A 21641-nucleotide genomic window follows, 5' to 3' on the forward strand; every position below is an offset into this window, starting at 1 on the left:
CTACCTTTTTACTACGATTTCGGTCATACGCAGAATCATCGATAATCAGTACTTTTGGACGCTCTTTATTCGTAAGGCGAGTCACCTTTTGAATAGTAAAAATGCTCAACAATAGTAAGAAACGGCGCCAATTAAAAGTTGATTGGTTTAAAAAGCGATAGACGGCATCTTTGGCTGGAAACTGATCGGCTTTCTTTGAATCAAGAAGTGAAAACCAATTTTTGTGCTGGAAAATCAAACAGAAAACAAGCTGAAATAAGTAGGAACAGCTGAAACCGAAGGATTTTTTAATTCCTGCTTGGCGCAGGTGTTTATTCATTTCAAGCTCAGAAAAAACCGAATTAAGTTCTTTTGGTAGTTGATTGTTTTGGCTATTTTGGTCTATCATATAGGGAGCACCTCTTCTGTATGGTAGTGTTTTCTCGACAATTACACTATACCAAAGAATGAGGTGTTATTTCATTTTATTAAACACTGTCAAGCAACATATTTAATAGACCATAGACGCAATACAACTAACGATTTGCACTTATTTTTTTGGTGCGAAAGTTGAGTTATCAAGAAATGATCTTCCAGTTTCTTGGAGGATTAGGGGTATTTCTTTTTGGTATTAAATATATGGGAGATGGTTTGCAGAATGCTGCAGGAGACCGTCTTCAGGAAATCTTGGATCGGTTTACGACAAATCCATTTATGGGCGTATTAGCCGGAATTTTTGTAACAGTGTTAATCCAATCCAGTTCAGGAACTACTGCCATAACAGTAGGGTTAGTAAGTGCTGGATTTATGACCTTGCGCCAAGCGATTGGCGTTATTATGGGGGCAAATATAGGAACAACGGTTACTGCCTTTATCATTGGGATTGATATAGGAGCATATGCTTTACCGATTATTGCAGCTGGTGCTGTCCTATTATTCTTCTTTAAAAATCCAAAAATCACTTCATTCGGTCAAGTTGTATTTGGATTTGGAGCATTGTTTTATGGACTAGAACTAATGAGTTCTGGTATGAAGCCGCTACGTTCATTAGAAGCTTTTCATGAGTTAACTGTTAATATGAGTAATAATCCGATTCTTGGAGTTGTAGTCGGAACAGTCTTGACATTAATCGTTCAAAGTTCAAGTGCTACAATTGGAATTTTACAAGAGTTATTTGCTACAGATGCTATTTCTTTGAAGGCTTCTTTGCCAGTTTTATTTGGTGACAATATAGGAACAACGATTACTGCGATTCTAGCTTCCATTGGTGCGTCGATAGCTGCAAGAAGAGCGGCAATGGTTCACGTACTCTTTAACATTATTGGAACAGTGATTTTTGTAATTATTTTAGCGCCATTTACTCATTTTATTACGTATTTGCAAGGAGTTTTAGGTTTAAATGAACCGATGACCATTGCATTTGCACATGGGATATTCAATGTATCGAATACAATTATTCAATTCCCGTTCATCTTTGCCTTGGCATGGATTGTGACAAAGTTAATTCCAGGAGAAGATGGAGGTATTATTACAAAACCGCAGCATTTAAACACAACCTTTATTGAACATTCTCCTTCTATCGCTTTAGGGCAAGCAAAGGAAGAATTAGAACGAATGAAGGATTTCTCTATTAAAGGCTTAGAAGAAGCATTCAAGTATTTACAAACAGGAGAAAAGAAGTATAAAGAAAAAGCGTTGCAATACGAGCAAGGGATTAATAATTTAGATAAGGAAATTACAAGCTATTTAGTCGAGCTTTCATCCAAAGCCTTAACACCACATGAAAGTGAAGAGTTTTCTATTTTGGTTGACTCAATCAGAGATATTGAAAGAATTGGGGATCATATGGAAAACATCGTCGAACTTGTGGATTATAAAATCAATAAAAAAGTAGAATTTTCAATAGATGCGAAAAATGAATTAGAAAATATGTATCGCTTTACAGTGGAAACATTAAAAACTTCCTATAATAGCTTTTTTGCAAAAGATGTGGAGCTTGCTAAAAAAGCTATTACAAACGAAGAAGAAATTGATAAAATGGAAAAACAATATCGTAAAAAGCATATAAGCCGTTTAAATGAACGAAAATGTAGTGGCGATGCCGGAATTGTTTTTGTCGATATTATCAGTAATCTAGAACGAGTAGGCGATCATGCTGCCAATATTGCAGAGGCGATAGCAATCGTTAAATAAGAAAGTTTATGACCACATGGGTGAATTCTCATGTGGTCTATTTTTTCGAAAAAAGCTATAGGTTAAGTTAAATTGAAAATTAACAAAAATAGGTAAAACTTCATAGGTGAATTTATTGAGAAAATAGGTACAAATAACGAAATATTCCATTTCTATTAATAAATTTACAAATTGCTAGTGTAGTTTTTACAATATTAAGTTATCTTTATATAGTAATTAATTCTATTAAAGAGTTTTTCGCAATAAATGGAGTAGAAGAGATTACGATTAATAGGTGGAGGAGGAAAAAGATTGAAGGGAAATAGTAGCAAAAGATTATTTTCAATATTTTTAATTTTCTTATTAGTTTTTTCGAATTTATTTAGTACATTTACGGTAAGAGCAGCATCAGAAAACTTAACGGCAACAGACTTATTTATTTCTGAGTACATAGAAGGCAGTTCCAATAACAAGGCGATAGAATTGTTTAATGGAACTGGAAAGTATGTAGATTTATCGTCTTATTCAGTTGAACTGTATTCAAATGGTAAAACAACTACTACGTCTACGCTTCGTTTAGAAGGTAATCTAAAACATGGTGAATTATTTATTATTGCTCATTCATCTGCTAATGAAGCCATTAAGGAAAAAGCGAATATGGTGAGTGGGGTTGCAAACTTTAATGGGGATGACGCCATAGTTTTAAAACATAATGAAGAAATCATTGATGTATTTGGGATAGTTGGCGAACAACAAGAATGGGGCGATGGCCAAACAAAGGATCATACCCTTGTAAGAAAAAATAATATCTCATCTGGAAATAAAGGAAAGAATCCATTCGATCCATCAGAAGAATGGGATACGTATAACCAAGATGATTTCTCTCATTTAGGTAATCATCTGTTTGGAGAAGAGTTATATGGAAATGAAGAGTCAACAACCGATCCAACTGAGCCCCAATCTATCAAAGAAGCACGAGCAATGGTTGGACAAAATGTAACAATTGAAGGGATTGTCACTGCTGATAATTCGAGCATCGGCGGAGGAAAGTTATCCACTTATATTCAAGATGAGGAAGCCGGCATTAATATTTTTTCTCAGGATGCAAGTTCTTTTCCTGCATTAACAGAAGGTCAGAAAGTAAAAGTAACCGGGAAAATAACAGAATATAATAAGTTATTGGAAATTGTCCCAGCAGAAGATGGAATTGAGGTGATTTCTGAAAACAATGAATTACCTGTACCAGTTACTATGAATCTAGCAGATTTAAATAATGATAGTGTAGCAGAATTAAAAGAAGGACAGTTAGTAAAAGTAAAAGGCTATGTGCAAACAGTTCCTGAAACTGCTGCAGGTGGCGGATATAATGTGACGGTGTTAGATGAAAGCTTTAATGGAACGACAATTCGAGTAATGGAAGAAACTGAGGCGATTTCGTCTATACAAACAGGAAAATGGTATGAATTCACAGGAATTCTTAGTCAATATAATACCTATCAAATTTTTCCTAGAAAAGCCAGTGATGTTCAGTTATTGGCAGAACAACCACCTTCTCCTTCTGCTAAAGGAGAATATGAAAGCACTGTTAGCAGTGTGGTAGACGGAGATACAATCCATTTACAAACTCCAGTATTAGGGACAACGAAAGTTCGCTATGTGAATATCGATACACCAGAAACCTATCATACTCCTCAGAATGAAGCAGATGAAAACCAATTAGAACATGGAAATAAAGCAAAAGAGTATTTAAATACGCTTTTAGAGCCTGGTGATGAAGTAATTGTAAAAGTAGGGGAAGAGGCAACAGATGATTATGGCCGTCTACTGGCACAAATTATTCGTAAGAGCGATCAATTAAATACCAATCTTGAAATGGTGAAACAAGGATATGCATCGACATATTTTATTTGGCCAGTTGCTGATGAAGCAGATTATGATATGTTCCAGTCCGCAGTGAAAGATGCAATGGATAATCATAAAGGGATTTGGGATAAAGACAATCCTTTAATGGAACAGCCTTTTGAATTTAGAGCTAGAGAACAAGGAAAAGGGTTATTGCGATATGTAGGAAATTCTGAAACAAAGAAATATGTGTTACCAGAAGATTTTCAGGAAGTACCAGTGGAAAATCGCATTTTCTTTGCTAGTGCCAAGGAAGCAGAGAACAATGGGTATACAGCATTAAATGGTGGTGAAGAGAAGGATACAATTAAACTTCAGCTTCTAAGTGTAAATGACCTTCATGGAAAAGTGACAGAAGAATATGAAGATGAAAAGAAAGAAAATATAATTGGTAGAATGGATTATTTAGCACAGTACTTAAAAGAAAGGGAAGCTACAAATCCTAATACACTAATTGTACACGCTGGTGATATGGTAGGAGGGAGCTCCCCGCTTTCTGCATTGCTTCAAGATGAGCCTACTGTGGAGATGATGGAATCAATCGGCTTTGACGTAGGAACAGTTGGTAACCATGAGTTCGATGAAGGAGTAGACGAGATGCTCCGCTTAATCAACGGTGGGGATCATGTAAATGGAACAAAAGGGTATGATGGAATTGATTTTCCAATGGTAGCAGCAAATGTTGAATACAAGGATACTGGCAATCTAGTACTTGATCCATATGCTATTAAAGAAGTAGAGGGAGTCAAGGTTGGGTTTATTGGTGTCGCCACAACAGAAACGCCAGATATGATTATTGCAAAAGGAAATGAAAATATTCGCTTTACTGATGAAGCAGATGCTATTAATAAGTATGTGCCAGAATTGCAAGCCCAAGGTGTAGAAGCGATTATTGTTCTAGCACATGTTCCCGGAAATCAAGCTGGTGAAAGCGCAACTGGTGATATTGCCAAAATTGCAACAGAAGTAGATGATGCTGTAGACGTCATATTTGCGGCTCATAATCATGTAAAAGTTAATGCTGTTGTGGATAATAAATTAATTATTCAAGCTGGAGAATATGGAAAAGCTTTTGCAGATGTTGATTTAGAAATTGACCCGGAGACAGGCGACATTGTGAAAAAATCAGCTGAAATCGTGGATGTAGTTCAAACTGGAGTTACTCCAGATCCTGAAGTGTCTACTATTTTAGCAAAATACCAAGAATTAGTTGGCGAAAAGCTAAATGAAGTCATTGGCGAAGCTACGACTGATATGGTAGGTGGGTATGCGACAAAAGAAGCAGAAGGAGATAACCCTGTAGGAAATCTAATTGCTGACGGTATGAAAGCTGCAATGGATAGTGATTTCGCTTTAATGAATGGCGGCGGAATTCGCGATGATATAGTTTCCGGGGAAATAACGTGGAACGATTTATTTAACGTACAGCCTTTTAATAATACATTAGTAAAGTTAGAGATAAGTGGTAGTGATTTAGAAGAAATATTAAATAGTCAATTTAGTAGCTATGGACCAGATGTTAGTATTGGTGGATTTTCGTATACTTGGGATAGTAAAGCAGGAAAATATGGACAAGTAGTAGATATATTCTTGCCTAATGGGGAAAAAATAGATCCGAATGGAAACTATACTGTTACAGTAAATAATTATATGGCTGATCACACATCAGACCAATATCTTCTTCAAAAGCTTGGGGAGAATCCAATTCAAGGTGGAGAAGATTTAGAAGCAACGGTAGAATTTGTAAGAAGCTTTAGTGGTCCAATCTCTTATAATACAGGAAGAATTAAGGAAATAAATGCAGAACCACTTCCATCCATTTCTGGCCAGTTCCTTGGTGTGAATGATTTGCACGGGAAAATTGATGTAACAGGAACAGTTGATGGTGTTAATTATGGAAGAATGGATTATTTAGCTACCTATTTAAGAAAAGCAGAAGCAACGAACCCGAACACATTATTAGTACATGCAGGGGACATGATTGGTGGAAGTTCACCAGTATCAGCCCTTTTACAGGACGAACCAACTGTTGAAATAATGGAATCACTAGGCTTTGATGTTGGTGTAGTAGGAAACCATGAATTTGACGAAGGGGTAGACGAGATGCTCCGCATGATTAATGGAGGCGATCACCCTAAGGGAACAAGTGAATATGATGGTATGAATTTTCCAGTCCTTGCAGCAAATGTAGAATATAAGGAATCTGGTGAATTAGTATTAGATCCATATACAATAAAAGAAATAGATGGGGTAAAGGTTGGCTTTATTGGGGTGGCGACAGTAGAAACTCCAAGCATGATTGTAGCTACAGGAAATGAGCATATTCGCTTCACAGATGAGACAGAGGCGATTAATAAGTACGTTCCTGAATTACAAAATCAAGGAATTGAAGCAATCGTTGTTTTAGCGCATGTTCCTGGAAGCCAAGAAGAAGGAACAAATGAAATTACAGGAGAAATTGCAGATATTGCCCGAAATGTAGATGATGCAGTTGATATTATTTTTGCCGCACATAACCATGTGAAGCTAAATGGGGTTGTGGATAATAAGCTAATTGTTCAAGCATGGGAATATGGCAAGGCTTATTCGGATATTGATTTTACCATTGACCCACTAACAAAGGATTTCTCTGAAAAAACAGCGGAGATAGTGGATGTTGTTCAAGAAGATGTTACACCAGATTCTGAAGTAAAAGCCATATTGGATAAGTATATCGATCAAGTTGGTCCGAAGTTAAATGAAGTAATTGGAATAGCTGCTACTGACATAACAGGTGGCTATGCACAAAAAGGAGAAGTTGGCGATAATGGTCTTGGCAATTTAATTGCCGACGGAATGAAAGCCGCGATGGACAGTGATTTTGCCTTAATGAATGGTGGCGGAATTAGAGATGATTTACTGGAAGGAGAAATTACTTGGCAGGAACTCTTTAATATTCAGCCATTTAATAATACCCTTGTTAAATTGGAAATTACCGGTCAAGAGTTAAAAGAAGTATTGAATACACAATTTAGTTCCTATGGTCCAGACGTCAGTATTGCTGGCTTTAAATATACATGGGATGCATCTTTAGGACAATTTGGACAAGTCGTGGATCTACTTATGCCAGATGGAACGAAGCTAGATTTAGAAAAAACATATACAGTAACGGTTAATAGCTATATGTATCCACATAGTACCGATTCATACTTACTAAATACGTATGGGGAAAATCCAATTCAAGGACCAGAGGATTTACAGGCAACGGTCGATTTTATTAAATCTTTCGATGAACCAATTGCCTATACTGCTGAAGGACGTATTTCAGAAGTTTCCAGTGGTGCTGAAGAACCTGAAGTAGACCCAGAAACTCCAGGTGATGGGGATGAAGATCAAGGAGACGATCCGGAAACCCCAGGTGATGGAGAAGAAGAGCAGGGAGAAAATCCAGATGCTCCAGAAGATGAAAATGGTACGCAAGATAACGAAAGTGATGGATCTGATGAAGGTACAGAAACTTCATTAGATGAAAACAATGATACAGTTAATCAGCCAGAGAAAGAAAAAGGAAATCTATTGCCAAATACAGCGACAATGACTTACAATTTTATCATAGTAGGATTATTATTATTCTTCATAGGAGTTGTTGTTTTCTATGCAAATAATAGAAGAAAGGCATAGGATATCATGAGATGGACAAAATGGTTATCCCTCCTGCTTATAGTAGGAGGAGTACTTTTTATTGGTTATGGCGTCTTCAATATTATGGACACAAAAGCGCAAACAGAGAATTCCTTATCGGAAGCAAAAACAGCCATTAACAAGGGGAATGAAAAATGGGTAGATAAAGACAGCGACCGTTTTATTCCATCCATTGGTGAAGCAGTGGGGCTATTGGAGATTGATAAGATTGATGGCATATTACCGATTGTAGAAGGTACCGATCCAGATGATCTTGATAAAGGAGTCGGCCATTATAAAGGCAGTTTTTACCCGAATGAAAATGGACAAATTGTCTTGTCAGGTCATCGAGATACAGTATTTAGGAGAGCGGGAGAACTAGAAATCGGGGACGAGTTAAAAATTGTGTTGCCATATGGAGAATTCTCTTATCAAATCACTTCGACAAAAATAGTTGAGGCAGATGATCGTTCGATTATTACGTTAGATGATTCAAAAGAGGAGCTAATTCTAACAACATGTTATCCTTTTAGATTTGTAGGAAACGCTCCACAGCGCTATATTATTTATGCAGAAAGAATGTAAAAGCAAAATATTGCTAATTTTTCAAAATTATTAAAATGGCATATATCATATCCTTTGGTACATCACTTTACGTAGTGATGTACCTTTTTTAGTAGCTTCTAAAATAATTTCCTAATCTAAATATTAAAAAAAGGTAAAAATGGAACTTTATATAAAAAAATTTCGTAAGAGTAATAATAACCAAGGTAAATAGCTTTTATATGTTACTAATAGGAAGGGGAGAAGTTAGATGGCATGGTTGCTTCTATGTGCAGTTTTTATTATTTGGTTGAGTCTATTTTTACGTAAAAAACTAACGTTTAAATTTGGTTTGTCTCCTAAAGTATTAGAGATAAAGCCAATTAAAGGATTAAAAAAATTGAATGACGATTTAGATCGCTCCCTTACTAGAAGTTATATGGAAAATGTAGAAAATAGAGTGAAGGAAGAAAATAAATTAAAAGAAAATGAGTATGAATGGCGCCTACTTGATTTAAAACGTTACTTTGTTTTAACTTCTCTTTTAAAAGAGTCTCCAATGTTTAGTAAGAAAGTCGATGAATTATGGCATCAAATGCTTATGTTCACCCGTGAATACGGCGATTTTTCTAGAAAATATTTAGGTACTACTCTTCATCACAGTCCTAATGTGAAGGCAAAGTCTGACCCTGATCTGCGAGGATTTTTTGATTGGGTATATGCGGAGCTTTTTCTTATAAGAAAGGAGAATATCTATTTATACAATGGCTTTTTCCGGTATCCTGTTCATCCCGCAATCATTGAGGACTTTAAGGATTTATCAGAAGCTGAGCTGCTTGAACGATATTTTAAAAGTGACACGAAATATCTTCCAACGGTATTTGCACTTATTGCATCTATGAAAAAAACAGTAAGGAAGGTAAGGGATTATCAAAAGAGCGTCATATATGACAAAATGGAGAAAGGGAAAAGAGAACAAAAATTTAACATTATGCTTGTTCCTTTTTTATCTGTTTCTTATTTTCATTATGAAGATTTTTCAAGTTATATGAAAATAAGTAGTAGTAGCTCGTCAAGTTGCACAAGTTGCGGATCCGGATCGTTTTTCTCCTGTAATTCTTGTTCGTCTGATAACTCCTGCTCGTCAGGTAGCTCCTGTTCCAGTTGTGGTGGTAGTTCAGATTAAAAATGTTTCAAAAGGATAGATAAAAATTATATGGAACATACTTTTATCTATCCTCTTGATGTTTAAAAAATTCTATTCCAAATTAGCATGCTTTCCATACATTTTATTGGAATCTAATTCTTTTATTTCCATGTATTTTAAAATGACGCTATCCAAGACAATTAGGAGTAATTGTTCGAACAGGGAGCCCATTGGCTGTAAGCTTTTTGCATCTTCATTTCCTCTATCTTTTGGAGAACCAGGCATTTTTATAACTTGATTAGCTAGTTTACCAACAGTAGAATCAGGAGAGATTGTAAGAGCTGCAATGTTTCCACCAATACTTTTTGCTTTTTCTACTATGGTAATAATACTTTTTGTTTCGCCAGACCCTGTCCCTATAATAAGTAGGTCATCCTTTTCATAGGTAGCGGTAACCGTTTCACCCACAACATAGGCATCGATTCCCATATGCATCATTCGCATTGCAAATGACTTAAGCATAAATCCAGAACGGCCAGCGCCATATACGAAAATTTTCTTTGAGTGAAGAATATGCTCAACAAGTTTTTCTAAATCCTCATTAGCAATAAGTGTTCCAGCTTGAGATAGTTCTTGAATAACTTGGCCAAGATAATCGCTTGTTTTCATGATTTATCCTTGAGCAATTAGTTCTTTAAATTTAGAAGCAGCTTCACTTAGGTTATCTTGGCTAGTAATTCCTCCACCAACGATAACTAAATCAGGTTGTGCAGCAATAACCTCAGGCAATGTTTCTAATTTAATTCCACCAGCTACAGCAGTTTTTGCATTTTTTACAACACTCTTAATTGCCTTTAAATCTTCAAAAGAATTTTTTCCTACTGCTTGTAAATCATAACCAGTATGAACACAAATGTAGTCAACACCAAATTCATCAAGTTGTTGTGCACGTGTTTTAATATCTTTAACTGAAATCATGTCAACAAGAATTTCTTTGCCAAGTTTTTTCGCCTCAGCAACTGCACCTTTTATAGATTCATCTTCAGCAACCGCTAAAATAGTGACAATGTCAGCTCCTGCATTTACTGCTTGGCTTACTTCATATCTTGCTGCATCCATAATTTTCAAGTCTGCTAAAACGGAAACGTTTGGAAAAGCTTCTTTCACTTGCTTTACCGCGTGAAGTCCTTCATTTATGACAACGGGTGTTCCAATTTCAACAATATCAACATATTGTTCTACCTGTTTTACAACCTCAATTGCTTGTGGGATATTAACTAAATCTAATGCTAATTGTAATTTCATTTTTAGCACGCTCCTTTTCTTTTTCACTTTAATTATTGAGATGTTTGAAATGTTAATTTCTGTACAAACGTCATTATACGTTTTATAATTCATTTAAGTAAGTACGCACTTTATTTTTATATAGTGCCTAAAAGTATACTAAGTGTATTTTGCATGAAGGAGGTTTATGGATGGAACGAATGGCAGGTAAAGAATTCAACTGTGAGAAAGAATTAACGTTAAGTATCATAGGCGGAAAATGGAAGATGCTCATTCTCTGGCATCTGGGAAAGGAAGGAACAAAGCGATTTGGAGAATTAAAGGCTTTGATACCTGGAATAACGCAACGTATGCTTGTGAATCAATTACGTGAATTAGAAAATGACTATATTATAAAAAGAGTTGTCTATCCTGTTGTTCCGCCAAAAGTGGAGTATTCTTTAACAAAGGAAGGGGAATCCCTTATGCCTATCTTAGATGCAATGTATAGCTGGGGAAGAAATTATATGGACACTGTGCTTGAGAATCCTCCAGTAATAAAGGAACTAGAGTCATTGGATAAATAAATTTCATCTAGAAAAAGAAAACCTTCCTTGTGAGGTTTTTTTCTCTTTTATAGATGTATGATGCTACACAAAGGCTCTTCGCAAAGTAACAAAGGAGCGTTCTCTGCGCCTGCAAAGTGAAAAATAAAGAAGTCATTTCCAAGTCCCCTTTTTAAAAGGAAAGGCAGTAACCATTCAAATGTAATTTTGTATTGATATAAAACATTTCCTATGGTATATTCAACATATATTAGTGCAATCGTTTGCACGAAGAAACAATAGAAATCATACATTTTTTTAATCGGAAATGACAGCGTTTACCATAATGATGCTAATAATGATGGAGGTACAAGTATGGCAGTAACAATTAAAGATGTTGGTAAATTAGCAAATGTTTCTCCCTCCACAGTCTCAAGAGTGCTTGCAAACCATCCAAAAATAAGTGATGAAACAAAGCGAAAAGTCCGCGAAGCAATGGAGGAATTAGGATACCATCCAAACCTTCAAGCAAGAAGCCTAGTAGTAAAAAGCACGAAAACAATCGGAATTATTATGCCGAACTCAACGGAGAGGGTACTGGAAAACCCGTTTTTTCCAGAAGTACTAAGAGGTATTTGTTTGGAGGCCAGAAAAAGTCAGTTTGGAATATATTTGACAACTGGAGCAACAGAAGAAGAAATATTGCAGGAAGTTATCGAGATGGTTCATGGAAAAAGAGTCGATGGAATTATTCTTTTATATAGTAAAACGAATGATCAAATTATGGACTATCTTTTACACAATAATTTTCCGTTTACAGTTATTGGTAGACCTTATCAAAATGCGGAAAGAATAACGTTTGTCGATAATGATAATGTGTTTATTACAAAGCAAATTACCGAGTATTTAATTCAGTTAGGGCATAAAAAAATTGCCTTCATTGGTGCAAATATGGAAATGGTCTTTACAATTGACCGACTAAAAGGATTTAAACAAGCATTAAAGGAAAATGGAATTGCTTATCAAAAGGAATTAATTGTATATGATAAGGAAATAGCTGGGAGAACGAAAGAAAAGCTTGCTGAAATATTGAATATGGAGAGTCGCCCGACAGCATTAGTTGTTTCCGATGACTTTATTGCGATTGAATTAATCAGCTACGCAGAGGAACTTTCTATATCTATTCCAGAAGATTTATCGATTGTCGCCTTTAATAATATTTCAACCGGTAAGTACATGAAGCCTTCGTTGACAAGTGTTGATATCAATATTTTTCAACTTGGCGTCGAAGCAACGAAATGTTTACTTGATGATATAACGTATCCTAATTCAGTAATGAAGCGAATAACAGTGCCAGCGAAAATGGTGGAAAGAAACTCATGTTGTAAAGTAGCAGAGTAATACAAGCTTAATAGTGGTAATAAGACAGAAACTAGATGTTGAAAGGGAGTTAAAACAGTGACGCAAAAGTGGTGGAAAGAAGCAGTAGCATATCAAATTTATCCTAGAAGTTTCATGGATTCAAATGGAGACGGGATAGGCGATCTAAAGGGGATTATAACAAAATTAAATTATTTAAAAGATCTTGGTATTGATTGCATTTGGATTTGTCCAATGTATAAATCTCCAAATGATGATAATGGCTATGATATTAGCGACTACCAAGATATTATGGATGAGTTTGGAACAATGGCTGACTTTGATTTACTTCTCTATGAAGTTCATCAACGCGGAATGAAGCTAATCATTGATTTAGTTATAAATCATACGAGTGATGAGCATAAATGGTTTTTGGAATCTCGCTCATCTTTAAATAACCCAAAGAGAGACTGGTATATTTGGAGAGATGGCGTAGATGGGAAGGAGCCTAATAACTGGGAAAGTATATTTGGCGGGTCTGCATGGAAGCTTGATGAGACAACGGGACAGTACTTTATGCATATTTTCTCAACAAAACAACCGGATTTAAACTGGGAAAATGAAGATGTAAGAAAAGCTATATACGATATGATTAATTGGTGGCTTGATAAAGGAATTGACGGTTTCCGAATTGATGCAATCAGCCATATCAAAAAAGAAGAAGGATTAAAGGATATGGATAATCCTTTAAATTTAGACTTTGTTCCATCCTTTGATAAACATATGAATGTGGAGGGAATTCAAACCTATTTAGAAGAATTAAAAAACGAGACATTTGCTAAATATGACATTATGACAGTTGGAGAAGCAAATGGAGTTAAAGTGGAAGAAGCAGAGCTTTGGGTTGGAGAAACAAAAGGTAAATTTAATATGGTCTTTCAATTTGAGCATCTCGATCTATGGGATAATGAAAAAAATTACGGCGTAGATGTTATGGAATTGAAGCAAGTACTAAATAAATGGCAAAAAGGTTTAGAGAATAAAGGCTGGAATGCGCTATTTATCGAAAACCATGATAAAGCGAGATCTGTCTCTACATGGGGAAATGATAAAGAATATTGGAAAGAAAGTGCGAAGGCTTTTGGCATGATGTATTTCTTTATGCAAGGAACGCCATTTATCTATCAAGGTCAAGAAATAGGCATGACAAATGTTCAGTTTCCGACAATTGAGGAATATGATGATGTGGCAACAAAAAATCTATATAAATTGAAACGAGAAGAAGGAGTTAGCCATAAGGAGATAATGGAAATTATTTGGTCTTCTAGCCGTGATAATTCTAGAACTCCAATGCAATGGTCAAGCGAGGCTTACGCAGGATTCTCCCGACATACTCCTTGGATGGGGATTAATCCTAACTATTTAGATATTAATGTAGAAAATCAAAAGAAAGATCCAGATTCTATTTATCATTTTTACAAGAAAATGATTGAGTTGAAAAAATCAGGTCCTATTTTAACCTATGGAACCTTTGATTTAGTAGATGAGGAAAATAATCAGGTATTTGCTTATACGCGAACACTAGATGATAAAAAAATGGTTATTATAACTAATTTATCAGCAGAAGAGGCAGTATTTGAAAATCGTGTTGTAGAGTTAGAGCATGAAAATCTATTGTTAGCGAACTATGCAGTGGAAGAGCATGAGCCAACTACTTCGATTTCATTGCAGCCATATGAAGCAAGATTATATACGTGTAAGTAACATGTAGTTTAAAGGCAAAAGTGCATCTAAAAGTCAGATTAACTGGCATTTTGGATGCACTTTTTTGTGTGTTAAGTGAAATTTATCCGTAAATTACGTGGGATTATAGCCTAATAGTGGAGATATCAGCCAAAGCAAACAGGATATCAGCCAAAAGCCAAATAAATCAGCCAAAGCAAACAAGATATCAGCCAAACGAAAGAATCACTTTTCTAAACAAATTACCGCCATCGTACACCGTGAGATGCAGATTAATTCCTTATTATCATTCACTATTTTGATTTCATAAACCATGCTAGATTTTCCTTGATGAATAACTGTAGCAGTTGCAGTTACTATCCCCTCTTTTACGGAGCGAATGTGATTTGCATTTATTTCTTGTCCAAAAACAGCCTGTCTTTTCGAATCAACTAGACTTGCTGCTCCAACACTGGCAGCCGTTTCTGCTAAGGCAACGGAAGCCCCGCCATGAAGGTAGCCAAAGGGTTGTTTTGTTCTTTCATCAACTGGCATTGTCGCAATACATTCTCCATTTTTCACATTCACTATTTTGATTCCTAAGCTTTCCATAAGCGTATTTTTCATTGAAATGTTTGGAAACATAATCTTATTCTCCGTTTGTTTTTTTCCTTATTATAGCATAGGTATCTTTTAAGTTCGTTTGCCCCTTCCTTTAATAGGAATTCATCGCTTTTATCTTCCTCTTAAGTTTTAATAAAACGCTCACTATTTATGGAGGAAAGGGAGAAAAACTGATGGTAAAGGTTCGATTGAATAGTCTTCCTGTATCTTTTAGGAATGAAAGTTTTTTGTTGACATAAAAATAACAATAAAGTTAAACTATTTAATAGTTAAGCTCTTTAACTAAAAGAAAGAGAGGTGACTGTTATTAATCGAAAAGAAATAGATCAAATTATTGACCGATATGTCAGTATAAATTTTTCAGTTAATCGTAAATTTGATCAGCTAATTAGACAGGAAATCGGTGATGTTCTTACTACAGAGCAGCATTTTACGATGCGCCATATAAATAATGTCCATGTATGTACATCGACTGAGCTTGCGGTTGTCTTTGGAGTTAAGAAAAGTGCTATTACACCCATTATCAATCGTCTTGTTGAAAAAGGATGGGTGGAAAGAACAAGGGACGAAAAGGATAGGCGTGTCATTTATTTAACCTTGACCATTGACGGCAAAGTGATTTTTGGCGAAATGGAGAAAAAAATTCAAAGTGTGATTGAATCTGTCATCTCGAAATTTGATCATACTGAAATTCAAAATTTCTTAGATACTTATGCAAAATTAGATGGACTGATTGAGGGAAATAAGGAATAAAGGTTGGAGGTAAGAAAGTGAATGCTATTTTAAAAGGAAAATGGTTTATTCTTGGAGCTTGGATTATCGCTATAGTAGGATTATTTATCATCGCTCCAAATATGGGAGATCTAGTGGAAGAAAAAGGACAGATTAGTATACCTGATGAGTATTCCTCTTCCAAAGCAGGAAAGATTCTGGATGAAATTCAAAATCAGAAAAATGTGGGAGAGCAGTCATCTGTAGCACTTGTCTTCCATAATGACAAAAAGTTATCTGATAATGATATAACGGAAGCGAAAAAGGCAGTTGAAGCATTAGAAGCAAACAAGGAAGAGCTTGGAATTACAGATATTATTTCGTCTTTTACCAATGAAGATTTAGAAGATCAATTGGTTTCAGAAGATGGAAAAACCATTCTCACCTCATTAACGATTAGCTGGAATGACCGAGAAGCAGAGGAAGTAAGTGATGCATTATATAAAACAATCGAAGAATATGATGTAAATCACTTTTATACGAGCAATTGGATGATTGACCAAGATTTAGTTAATAGTTCGCAAGAAGGGTTAAAGAAGACTGAAGGGATAACAGTTGTCTTTATTCTTGCAGTGCTATTAATTGTATTTAGATCAGTTATTGCACCGTTTATTCCATTAATCACAGTAGGTGTTACCTATTTAGCATCTCAATCTATCGTGTCTATTTTAGTAGATAAATTTGATTTTCCGATTTCCACCTATACGCAAATCTTCTTAGTAGCAGTACTCTTTGGGATAGGAACAGATTATTGCATTCTTTTATTAAGTAGATTTAAAGAAGAAATGATGCACAGGGAAAGTATTTTGGAGTCGATAGTGGAAACGTACAAGAATGCAGGCAGAACCGTATTTTTTAGTGGTGTCGCTGTAATGATTGGTTTTGCTGCGATTGGATTCTCTAAATTTGTACTTTATCAATCTGCTTCTGCTGTCGCGGTTGGAGTAGCAATTCTATTGGTTGCCTTGTTCACGGTGGTGCCAATCTTCATGCTACTGCTAGGGAATAAATTATTTTGGCCGTCAAAAGGGTCAGCAGAACATGGAGATAGTAAGATTTGGGCAATGGCAGGTAATTTATCCTTAAAGAGACCATTGTTATCCTTATTAATTGTTGCATGTATCTGTGTGCCTTTCCTTGTCACATATGATGGGGATCTTTCTTTTAATTCCTTAGAAGAAATTAGTGATGATTATCCATCTATTAAAGCATTTAATGCCATTGCTGACAGCTTTGGACCAGGAGAATCGATGGCAACAACTGTTATCATTAAAAATGATGATGAATTAGACTCGATTGAATACCTATCATTAGCAGACTCGGTTACAACTGAATTAGCTAAAGTAGATTTAGTCGATAAAGTTCGTTCCATAACGAGACCAATGGGAGAATCGATTGAGGATTTTTATATTTCTAATCAGGCTAAGACGCTAGAAGAGGGATTGGATCAAGGAAAAGAAGGACTTGATCAAATAAGTGAAGGACTTTACAGTGCTGGAGATGAGTTGCAAAGTTCTGAACCGCAGCTTAATGAAGCGGCCGATGGGATTAATGGGCTTATTAAAGGAACCGATGATGTTAAATCCGGCTTAGGCGAAATTCAAAACAATCTCGAAAAGATTGAGCAAGGCATTCGTCAAGGATCGGCTGGGTCTGATCAAATAAAAGCTGGTTTAGTAGAAGCAAAAACAGGAGCAGAAGCATTATTGGCTGCACATAAAGATTTACAAAGCGGCTATAAAAAAGTGGAAACTAATTTAGCCACTGCCCTTTTGGAATATCAAAAAATTGGTTCTGGTGTAGAGCAATTAGCCACAGGTCTAAATAAAATTCCAAAAGAAACATTTGGCTATTTAGAAAATAAATATGCTGGATTGGCTGATGAGGAAGGCTACCTCGGTATAAGAGAAGGATTTCTAGGAGCTCAACAGCAATTACCTGCCATTAGCAATGGGATAAGTCAATTAAATGATGGCCTTGCAGAATTACAATCGGGAGTAAGTGCCGTAAATGAAGGCTATGCTGAGATTCTAAAAAATCAAAGCAATATTTCAATTGGGCTACAGCAATTAATTGATGGAATAGACCAACAGCAAAAAGGGTTAGATCAACTAGCAGACGGTCAAGGGCAAATTGTTGAAAATATGCCTAAATTAACGAATGGCTTAAGCAGTATTAATGATGGACAGAAGCAGTTATTGGATGGTTTTAGCGAAATTGGCGGACAGCTTGGGCAATTAACCGATGGACTAACACAAAGTGCGGAAGGATTAGATCAAGTTTCCGATGGAATAGGTTCCGCTACAGACTATTTAGCTGGTTTATCCAAGAATGAAACAAATAGTTTCTATATTCCAGAAGAAGTATTAAAGAGTGACGAATTCAAGGACGCATTAGATACGTATTTATCTCCCGATCGCAAAATTATGACTTTTGATGTTATTTTCGCAGATAACCCTTATTCTAACGATGCCATCGATCAAATTGATGTGATAAAGGATAGTGTGGAAAGTATAACAAAAGGGACGAAGCTAGAAAACGCTGAAGTTGCTGTTTCAGGAATTACCAGTACAAACGCAGACCTTCGAACGATGTCAGATGCAGATTATACGAATACCGTTATTTGGATGATGATTGGAATTTCAATTGTATTAATCTTTTTATTCCGTTCCATCATTATGCCAGCCTATATAATTGGATCATTGATTTTAACATTCTACACAGCACTTGGAATAAATGAAGCTATCTTTGTCAATATGCTTGGCTATACAGGAATCAGCTGGGCAGTACCATTTTTTGCCTTTGTTATTTTAGTGGCTTTAGGTGTGGATTATAGTATCTTCCTTATGGATCGCTTCAATGAATATAAGGATTTAACAATAAAAGAAGCGATGCTAGAAGCAATGAAGAGGATGGGAACTGTCATTATATCAGCAGCCATTATTTTAGGTGGTACATTCGCAGCAATGATGCCATCAGGAATGCTTTCCTTATTGCAAATAGCTAGTATAGTATTAGTTGGATTATTTTTATACGCGTTTATCATCTTGCCATTGCTTATTCCTGTACTTGTTAAGAATTTTGGAGAAGCAAACTGGTGGCCGTTTAAACGAGTTAAAGACTAAATTAAGAAAGAGGAAGACTTTTAGGCTGTAACCTTAAAGTCTTCCTCTTTTTATTATTAAATAGAGTTTTCGCTAGTATTATTTAATTTACTATGCTTATAACCATATGAAAAATAAATAATCAATCCGATTACTAGCCAAACGACAAAGCCTTTCCATGTGACGCTGCTTAGCTGAAGCATTAAATAAACGCAAAAGATGACAGCTAGTCCTGGAATATATGGTACGAAAGGAGTTTTAAATCCTCTTTGAAGGTTTGGCTGAGTGTAACGTAAGACGACGACACCAAGGGAAACCATAGTAAATGCAAATAATGTCCCAATATTTGTTAGTTCTGCTAATCGATCTAATGGCACTAAACCAGCAAAAATTGCTACTAAAGCGGATGTTATCCATGTGCTGACAATAGGTACTTGGTTTTTCTTACTAACCTTTTGCATAGATTTTGGAAGCAAACCATCTTTACTAATGGCGTAAAAAAGGCGAGTTTGCCCAAACATCATTACCATTAAGACGGTCGTGATTCCGATAATAGCACCAAGAGAAACAAAGCCAGCTACCCAATTTTGATTAATATAGCTAAGAGCAAAGGCAACAGGATCTTTGACATTTAATTGATGATAAGGAACAATTCCAGTTAGAATAAGCGATACAATAATATAGAGTATAGTACAAATGGCTAAGGCGGAAATAATCCCAATAGGCAGATTTCTTTGTGGATTTTTTACTTCTTCTGCCGCTGTAGAAACAGCATCAAAGCCGAAATAAGCAAATATCACAACAGCTGCCCCTGTAGTGATTCCAGAAAAACCAAATGGTGTAAAGGGTACCCAATTATCAGGTTTTACATACCAGACACCAACAAATATAAAGAGTAAAACGACTGCTAATTTAATGAATACCATAATGATATTCCATTTTGAGGACTCCTGAATCCCTCTCGTTAATAAAAGCGTAATAATAAAGACGATTATAATAGCAGGGATATCGATAAATGTACCATTTGCAGGGTTAAAGGCACTTGTCATAAAAGTAGGCAAATGGATACCAAAACCTGATAACAGGCTTTGAAAATAACCTGACCAGCCACTTGCCACAGCGGCCGAAGCAAGTCCATATTCCAATACTAAATCCCAGCCCAAAATCCAAGCGATTACTTCTCCAAATGCTACATAGCTATAAGTATAGGCACTGCCTGACTGCGGAATCATAGAAGCAAACTCCGAATAGCATAAAGCCGCAAAAGTACAGGCAAGGCCGGCAATTATAAAGGAAAGAATAAGAGCAGGTCCTGCATATTTAGCAGCGGCAACACCTGTCAATACGAAAATGCCAGTACCAACAATTGCACCGACCCCTAACATCGTTAAATCAAATGCACCGAGTACACGATTAAGCGAGGTATTAGTGCTTGACGTTACTGCCTTTTTTCTGAAGATACTCATGTAAACCTCCTGATGATAAAAAATTGCGAAAATTGCATAAAAATGTCGACCAAATTGAAAAACGACTTTCCTATTTTACTAATTTTCATATAGACTGTAAAGAAAGTTTTTTCTAAAAAATAAAGAAACTTGTTCCTTTTTGTTACAATTTGGTGAAAATAATAAGGACATCGAATAAGATCTATATTCAAAAGAAAGTGTAAAAAAATTCAATCGTTTTTTCTTGTTATTTTTCATTATTGGATTGATAATAAGTTGTAAAGTAAAAAAATTTCTATTGGCTAGGTATTATAAATCGTCAGCGTCAGGAGTCTTTCACATGGAAATATTGCTTTCATTTTTTCGAAAAAAAGGAGTAAAAAGAGTTTTAATTTTAATTTTAATTAGTTTATGCCTTTATTTTGTACGAAGTATGATAAATCTCCTTTTATTTACTTTTATTTTTTCCTACTTAATGGATAGACTTGTTCAGGTATTTACAAGTAAGTTTGCAATTAAACGGACAATAGCTGTTATCTTACTCTATTTTTCAGTGATATTCTTGCTTATATATGGGATTTCCACCTATTTACCTGTTGTCATTCAGCAAATATCTGGATTAGTTATTCAGCTTACAGATTTTTATATGCAGCCACATGATAATGTTGTGTTAAATTTTATAGTGAATAAAATCAATGATTTTAGTATCACAACTTATTTGCATCAGGGAATCACCTTTATATTTAAGTATTTTACTAATATTTGGGGAAATCTTCTTCAAGTGTTTATGGCGATCGTGCTAAGCTTATTTTTTCTGTTAGAAAAAGATCGCTTACGATTGTTTGCTAATCGTTTCCATACTAGCAAAATAGCACCGATTTATTTTGAATGCATGTATTTTGGAAAGAAATTTGTTGCTACTTTTGGAAAAGTAATTGAAGCACAATTTATAATTGCCATAATTAATTGTATCTTAACGACAGCTTCTTTATATTTTCTTGGATTTCCTCAATTATTTGGTTTAGGCATTATGATATTTTTGCTTGGTCTTATACCAGTTGCAGGTGTGATTATTTCTTTCATTCCATTATGCATTATTGGCTATACGGTCGGAGGAATAAGTCATGTCATTTCGGTTGTTATCTTAATTATGGTTATCCACTCTATTGAGGCATATATTTTAAACCCAAAACTAATGTCTTCTAAGACAGATTTGCCAGTATTTTTCACATTTATTGTCCTTATTTTCTCTGAACACTTCTTTGGAGTCTGGGGATTAATCGTCGGTATCCCGATTTTCATATTCTGGTTAGATATATTAGAAGTGAAGAGCGACAAAAAAGAGGGAAGTAAAAAAAGTTCAAACAAAAAAGTCATCTCAAAATGAGGTGACTTTTTTGTTAAG

General features: G+C 35.4%; 14 protein-coding genes and 1 pseudogene. 10 read left to right on the plus strand and 5 right to left on the minus strand.

Annotation, left to right across the window (positions count from 1 at the left end; all coding sequences use genetic code 11):
* Nucleotides 1–388: pseudogene (locus ACTQ5K_RS14535) on the minus strand (IS4 family transposase); the annotation flags it as partial.
* Nucleotides 389–564: 176 nt separating this feature from the next.
* On the opposite strand from ACTQ5K_RS14535, the gene ACTQ5K_RS14540 reads away from it, so the two are divergent.
* The 4 genes from ACTQ5K_RS14540 (at nucleotide 565) to ACTQ5K_RS14555 (ending at nucleotide 9442) form a co-directional block, all read left to right on the plus strand.
* Entirely contained in the window at nucleotides 565–2172 is a 1608-nt protein-coding gene (locus ACTQ5K_RS14540) for a Na/Pi cotransporter family protein (protein ID WP_031536370.1), read from the plus strand.
* 291 nt (nucleotides 2173–2463) lie between these two features.
* Entirely contained in the window at nucleotides 2464–7713 is a 5250-nt protein-coding gene (locus tag ACTQ5K_RS14545; RefSeq protein ID WP_051640928.1) for a 5'-nucleotidase C-terminal domain-containing protein, read from the plus strand.
* Nucleotides 7714–7719: 6 nt separating this feature from the next.
* Nucleotides 7720–8298, plus strand: a complete 579-nt coding sequence (locus ACTQ5K_RS14550) for a class D sortase (RefSeq protein WP_031536368.1) — start codon at nucleotides 7720–7722, stop codon at nucleotides 8296–8298.
* A gap of 229 nt (nucleotides 8299–8527) precedes the next feature.
* Nucleotides 8528–9442, plus strand: coding sequence for a hypothetical protein (locus ACTQ5K_RS14555; protein ID WP_031536367.1), 915 nt, complete (start codon nucleotides 8528–8530; stop codon nucleotides 9440–9442).
* Between the two features lie 72 nt (nucleotides 9443–9514).
* Here ACTQ5K_RS14555 and hxlB read toward each other — a convergent pair whose 3' ends face one another.
* Nucleotides 9515–10072, minus strand: a complete 558-nt coding sequence (gene hxlB / locus ACTQ5K_RS14560; RefSeq protein ID WP_031536366.1) for a 6-phospho-3-hexuloisomerase — start codon at nucleotides 10070–10072, stop codon at nucleotides 9515–9517.
* Between the two features lie 3 nt (nucleotides 10073–10075).
* Nucleotides 10076–10708, minus strand: a complete 633-nt coding sequence (gene hxlA / locus ACTQ5K_RS14565; protein ID WP_031536365.1) for a 3-hexulose-6-phosphate synthase — start codon at nucleotides 10706–10708, stop codon at nucleotides 10076–10078.
* 170 nt (nucleotides 10709–10878) lie between these two features.
* On the opposite strand from hxlA, the gene ACTQ5K_RS14570 reads away from it, so the two are divergent.
* From ACTQ5K_RS14570 to ACTQ5K_RS14580, 3 genes are all read left to right on the plus strand, one after another.
* Complete coding sequence (locus ACTQ5K_RS14570; RefSeq protein WP_031536364.1) at nucleotides 10879–11253, plus strand: winged helix-turn-helix transcriptional regulator; 375 nt, start codon at nucleotides 10879–10881, stop codon at nucleotides 11251–11253.
* Nucleotides 11254–11586: 333 nt separating this feature from the next.
* Nucleotides 11587–12612 (plus strand): LacI family DNA-binding transcriptional regulator, encoded by a 1026-nt coding sequence (locus ACTQ5K_RS14575; RefSeq protein WP_031536363.1) that lies wholly within the window; start codon nucleotides 11587–11589, stop codon nucleotides 12610–12612.
* A 57-nt stretch (nucleotides 12613–12669) separates the two neighbouring features.
* Nucleotides 12670–14334: a glycoside hydrolase family 13 protein gene (locus tag ACTQ5K_RS14580; RefSeq protein ID WP_031536362.1), complete on the plus strand. Its 1665-nt coding sequence runs from the start codon at nucleotides 12670–12672 to the stop codon at nucleotides 14332–14334.
* Between the two features lie 204 nt (nucleotides 14335–14538).
* Here ACTQ5K_RS14580 and ACTQ5K_RS14585 read toward each other — a convergent pair whose 3' ends face one another.
* Nucleotides 14539–14937, minus strand: a complete 399-nt coding sequence (locus ACTQ5K_RS14585; protein ID WP_031536360.1) for a hotdog fold thioesterase — start codon at nucleotides 14935–14937, stop codon at nucleotides 14539–14541.
* Between the two features lie 276 nt (nucleotides 14938–15213).
* Here ACTQ5K_RS14585 and ACTQ5K_RS14590 point away from each other — a divergent pair, with 276 nt between their 5' ends.
* Together ACTQ5K_RS14590 and ACTQ5K_RS14595 are read left to right on the plus strand one after the other, a co-directional pair.
* Nucleotides 15214–15669: a MarR family winged helix-turn-helix transcriptional regulator gene (locus tag ACTQ5K_RS14590; protein WP_081836571.1), complete on the plus strand. Its 456-nt coding sequence runs from the start codon at nucleotides 15214–15216 to the stop codon at nucleotides 15667–15669.
* 17 nt (nucleotides 15670–15686) lie between these two features.
* Entirely contained in the window at nucleotides 15687–18812 is a 3126-nt protein-coding gene (locus ACTQ5K_RS14595) for an MMPL family transporter (RefSeq protein WP_031536358.1), read from the plus strand.
* A gap of 56 nt (nucleotides 18813–18868) precedes the next feature.
* Here the strand turns inward: ACTQ5K_RS14595 and ACTQ5K_RS14600 are convergent, their stop codons facing one another.
* The gene (locus tag ACTQ5K_RS14600; RefSeq protein ID WP_031536357.1) at nucleotides 18869–20257 is read right to left on the minus strand and encodes an amino acid permease; all 1389 of its coding nucleotides are present in this window, start codon (nucleotides 20255–20257) and stop codon (nucleotides 18869–18871) included.
* A gap of 319 nt (nucleotides 20258–20576) precedes the next feature.
* Between ACTQ5K_RS14600 and ACTQ5K_RS14605 the strand changes: the two genes are divergently transcribed.
* Nucleotides 20577–21623, plus strand: coding sequence for an AI-2E family transporter (locus ACTQ5K_RS14605; RefSeq protein ID WP_251628086.1), 1047 nt, complete (start codon nucleotides 20577–20579; stop codon nucleotides 21621–21623).
* The last annotated feature ends 18 nt before the right edge of the window (nucleotides 21624–21641 follow it).

Source organism: Niallia sp. Sow4_A1, assembly GCF_052116745.1.
GTDB lineage: Bacteria > Bacillota > Bacilli > Bacillales > Cytobacillaceae > Niallia > Niallia hominis.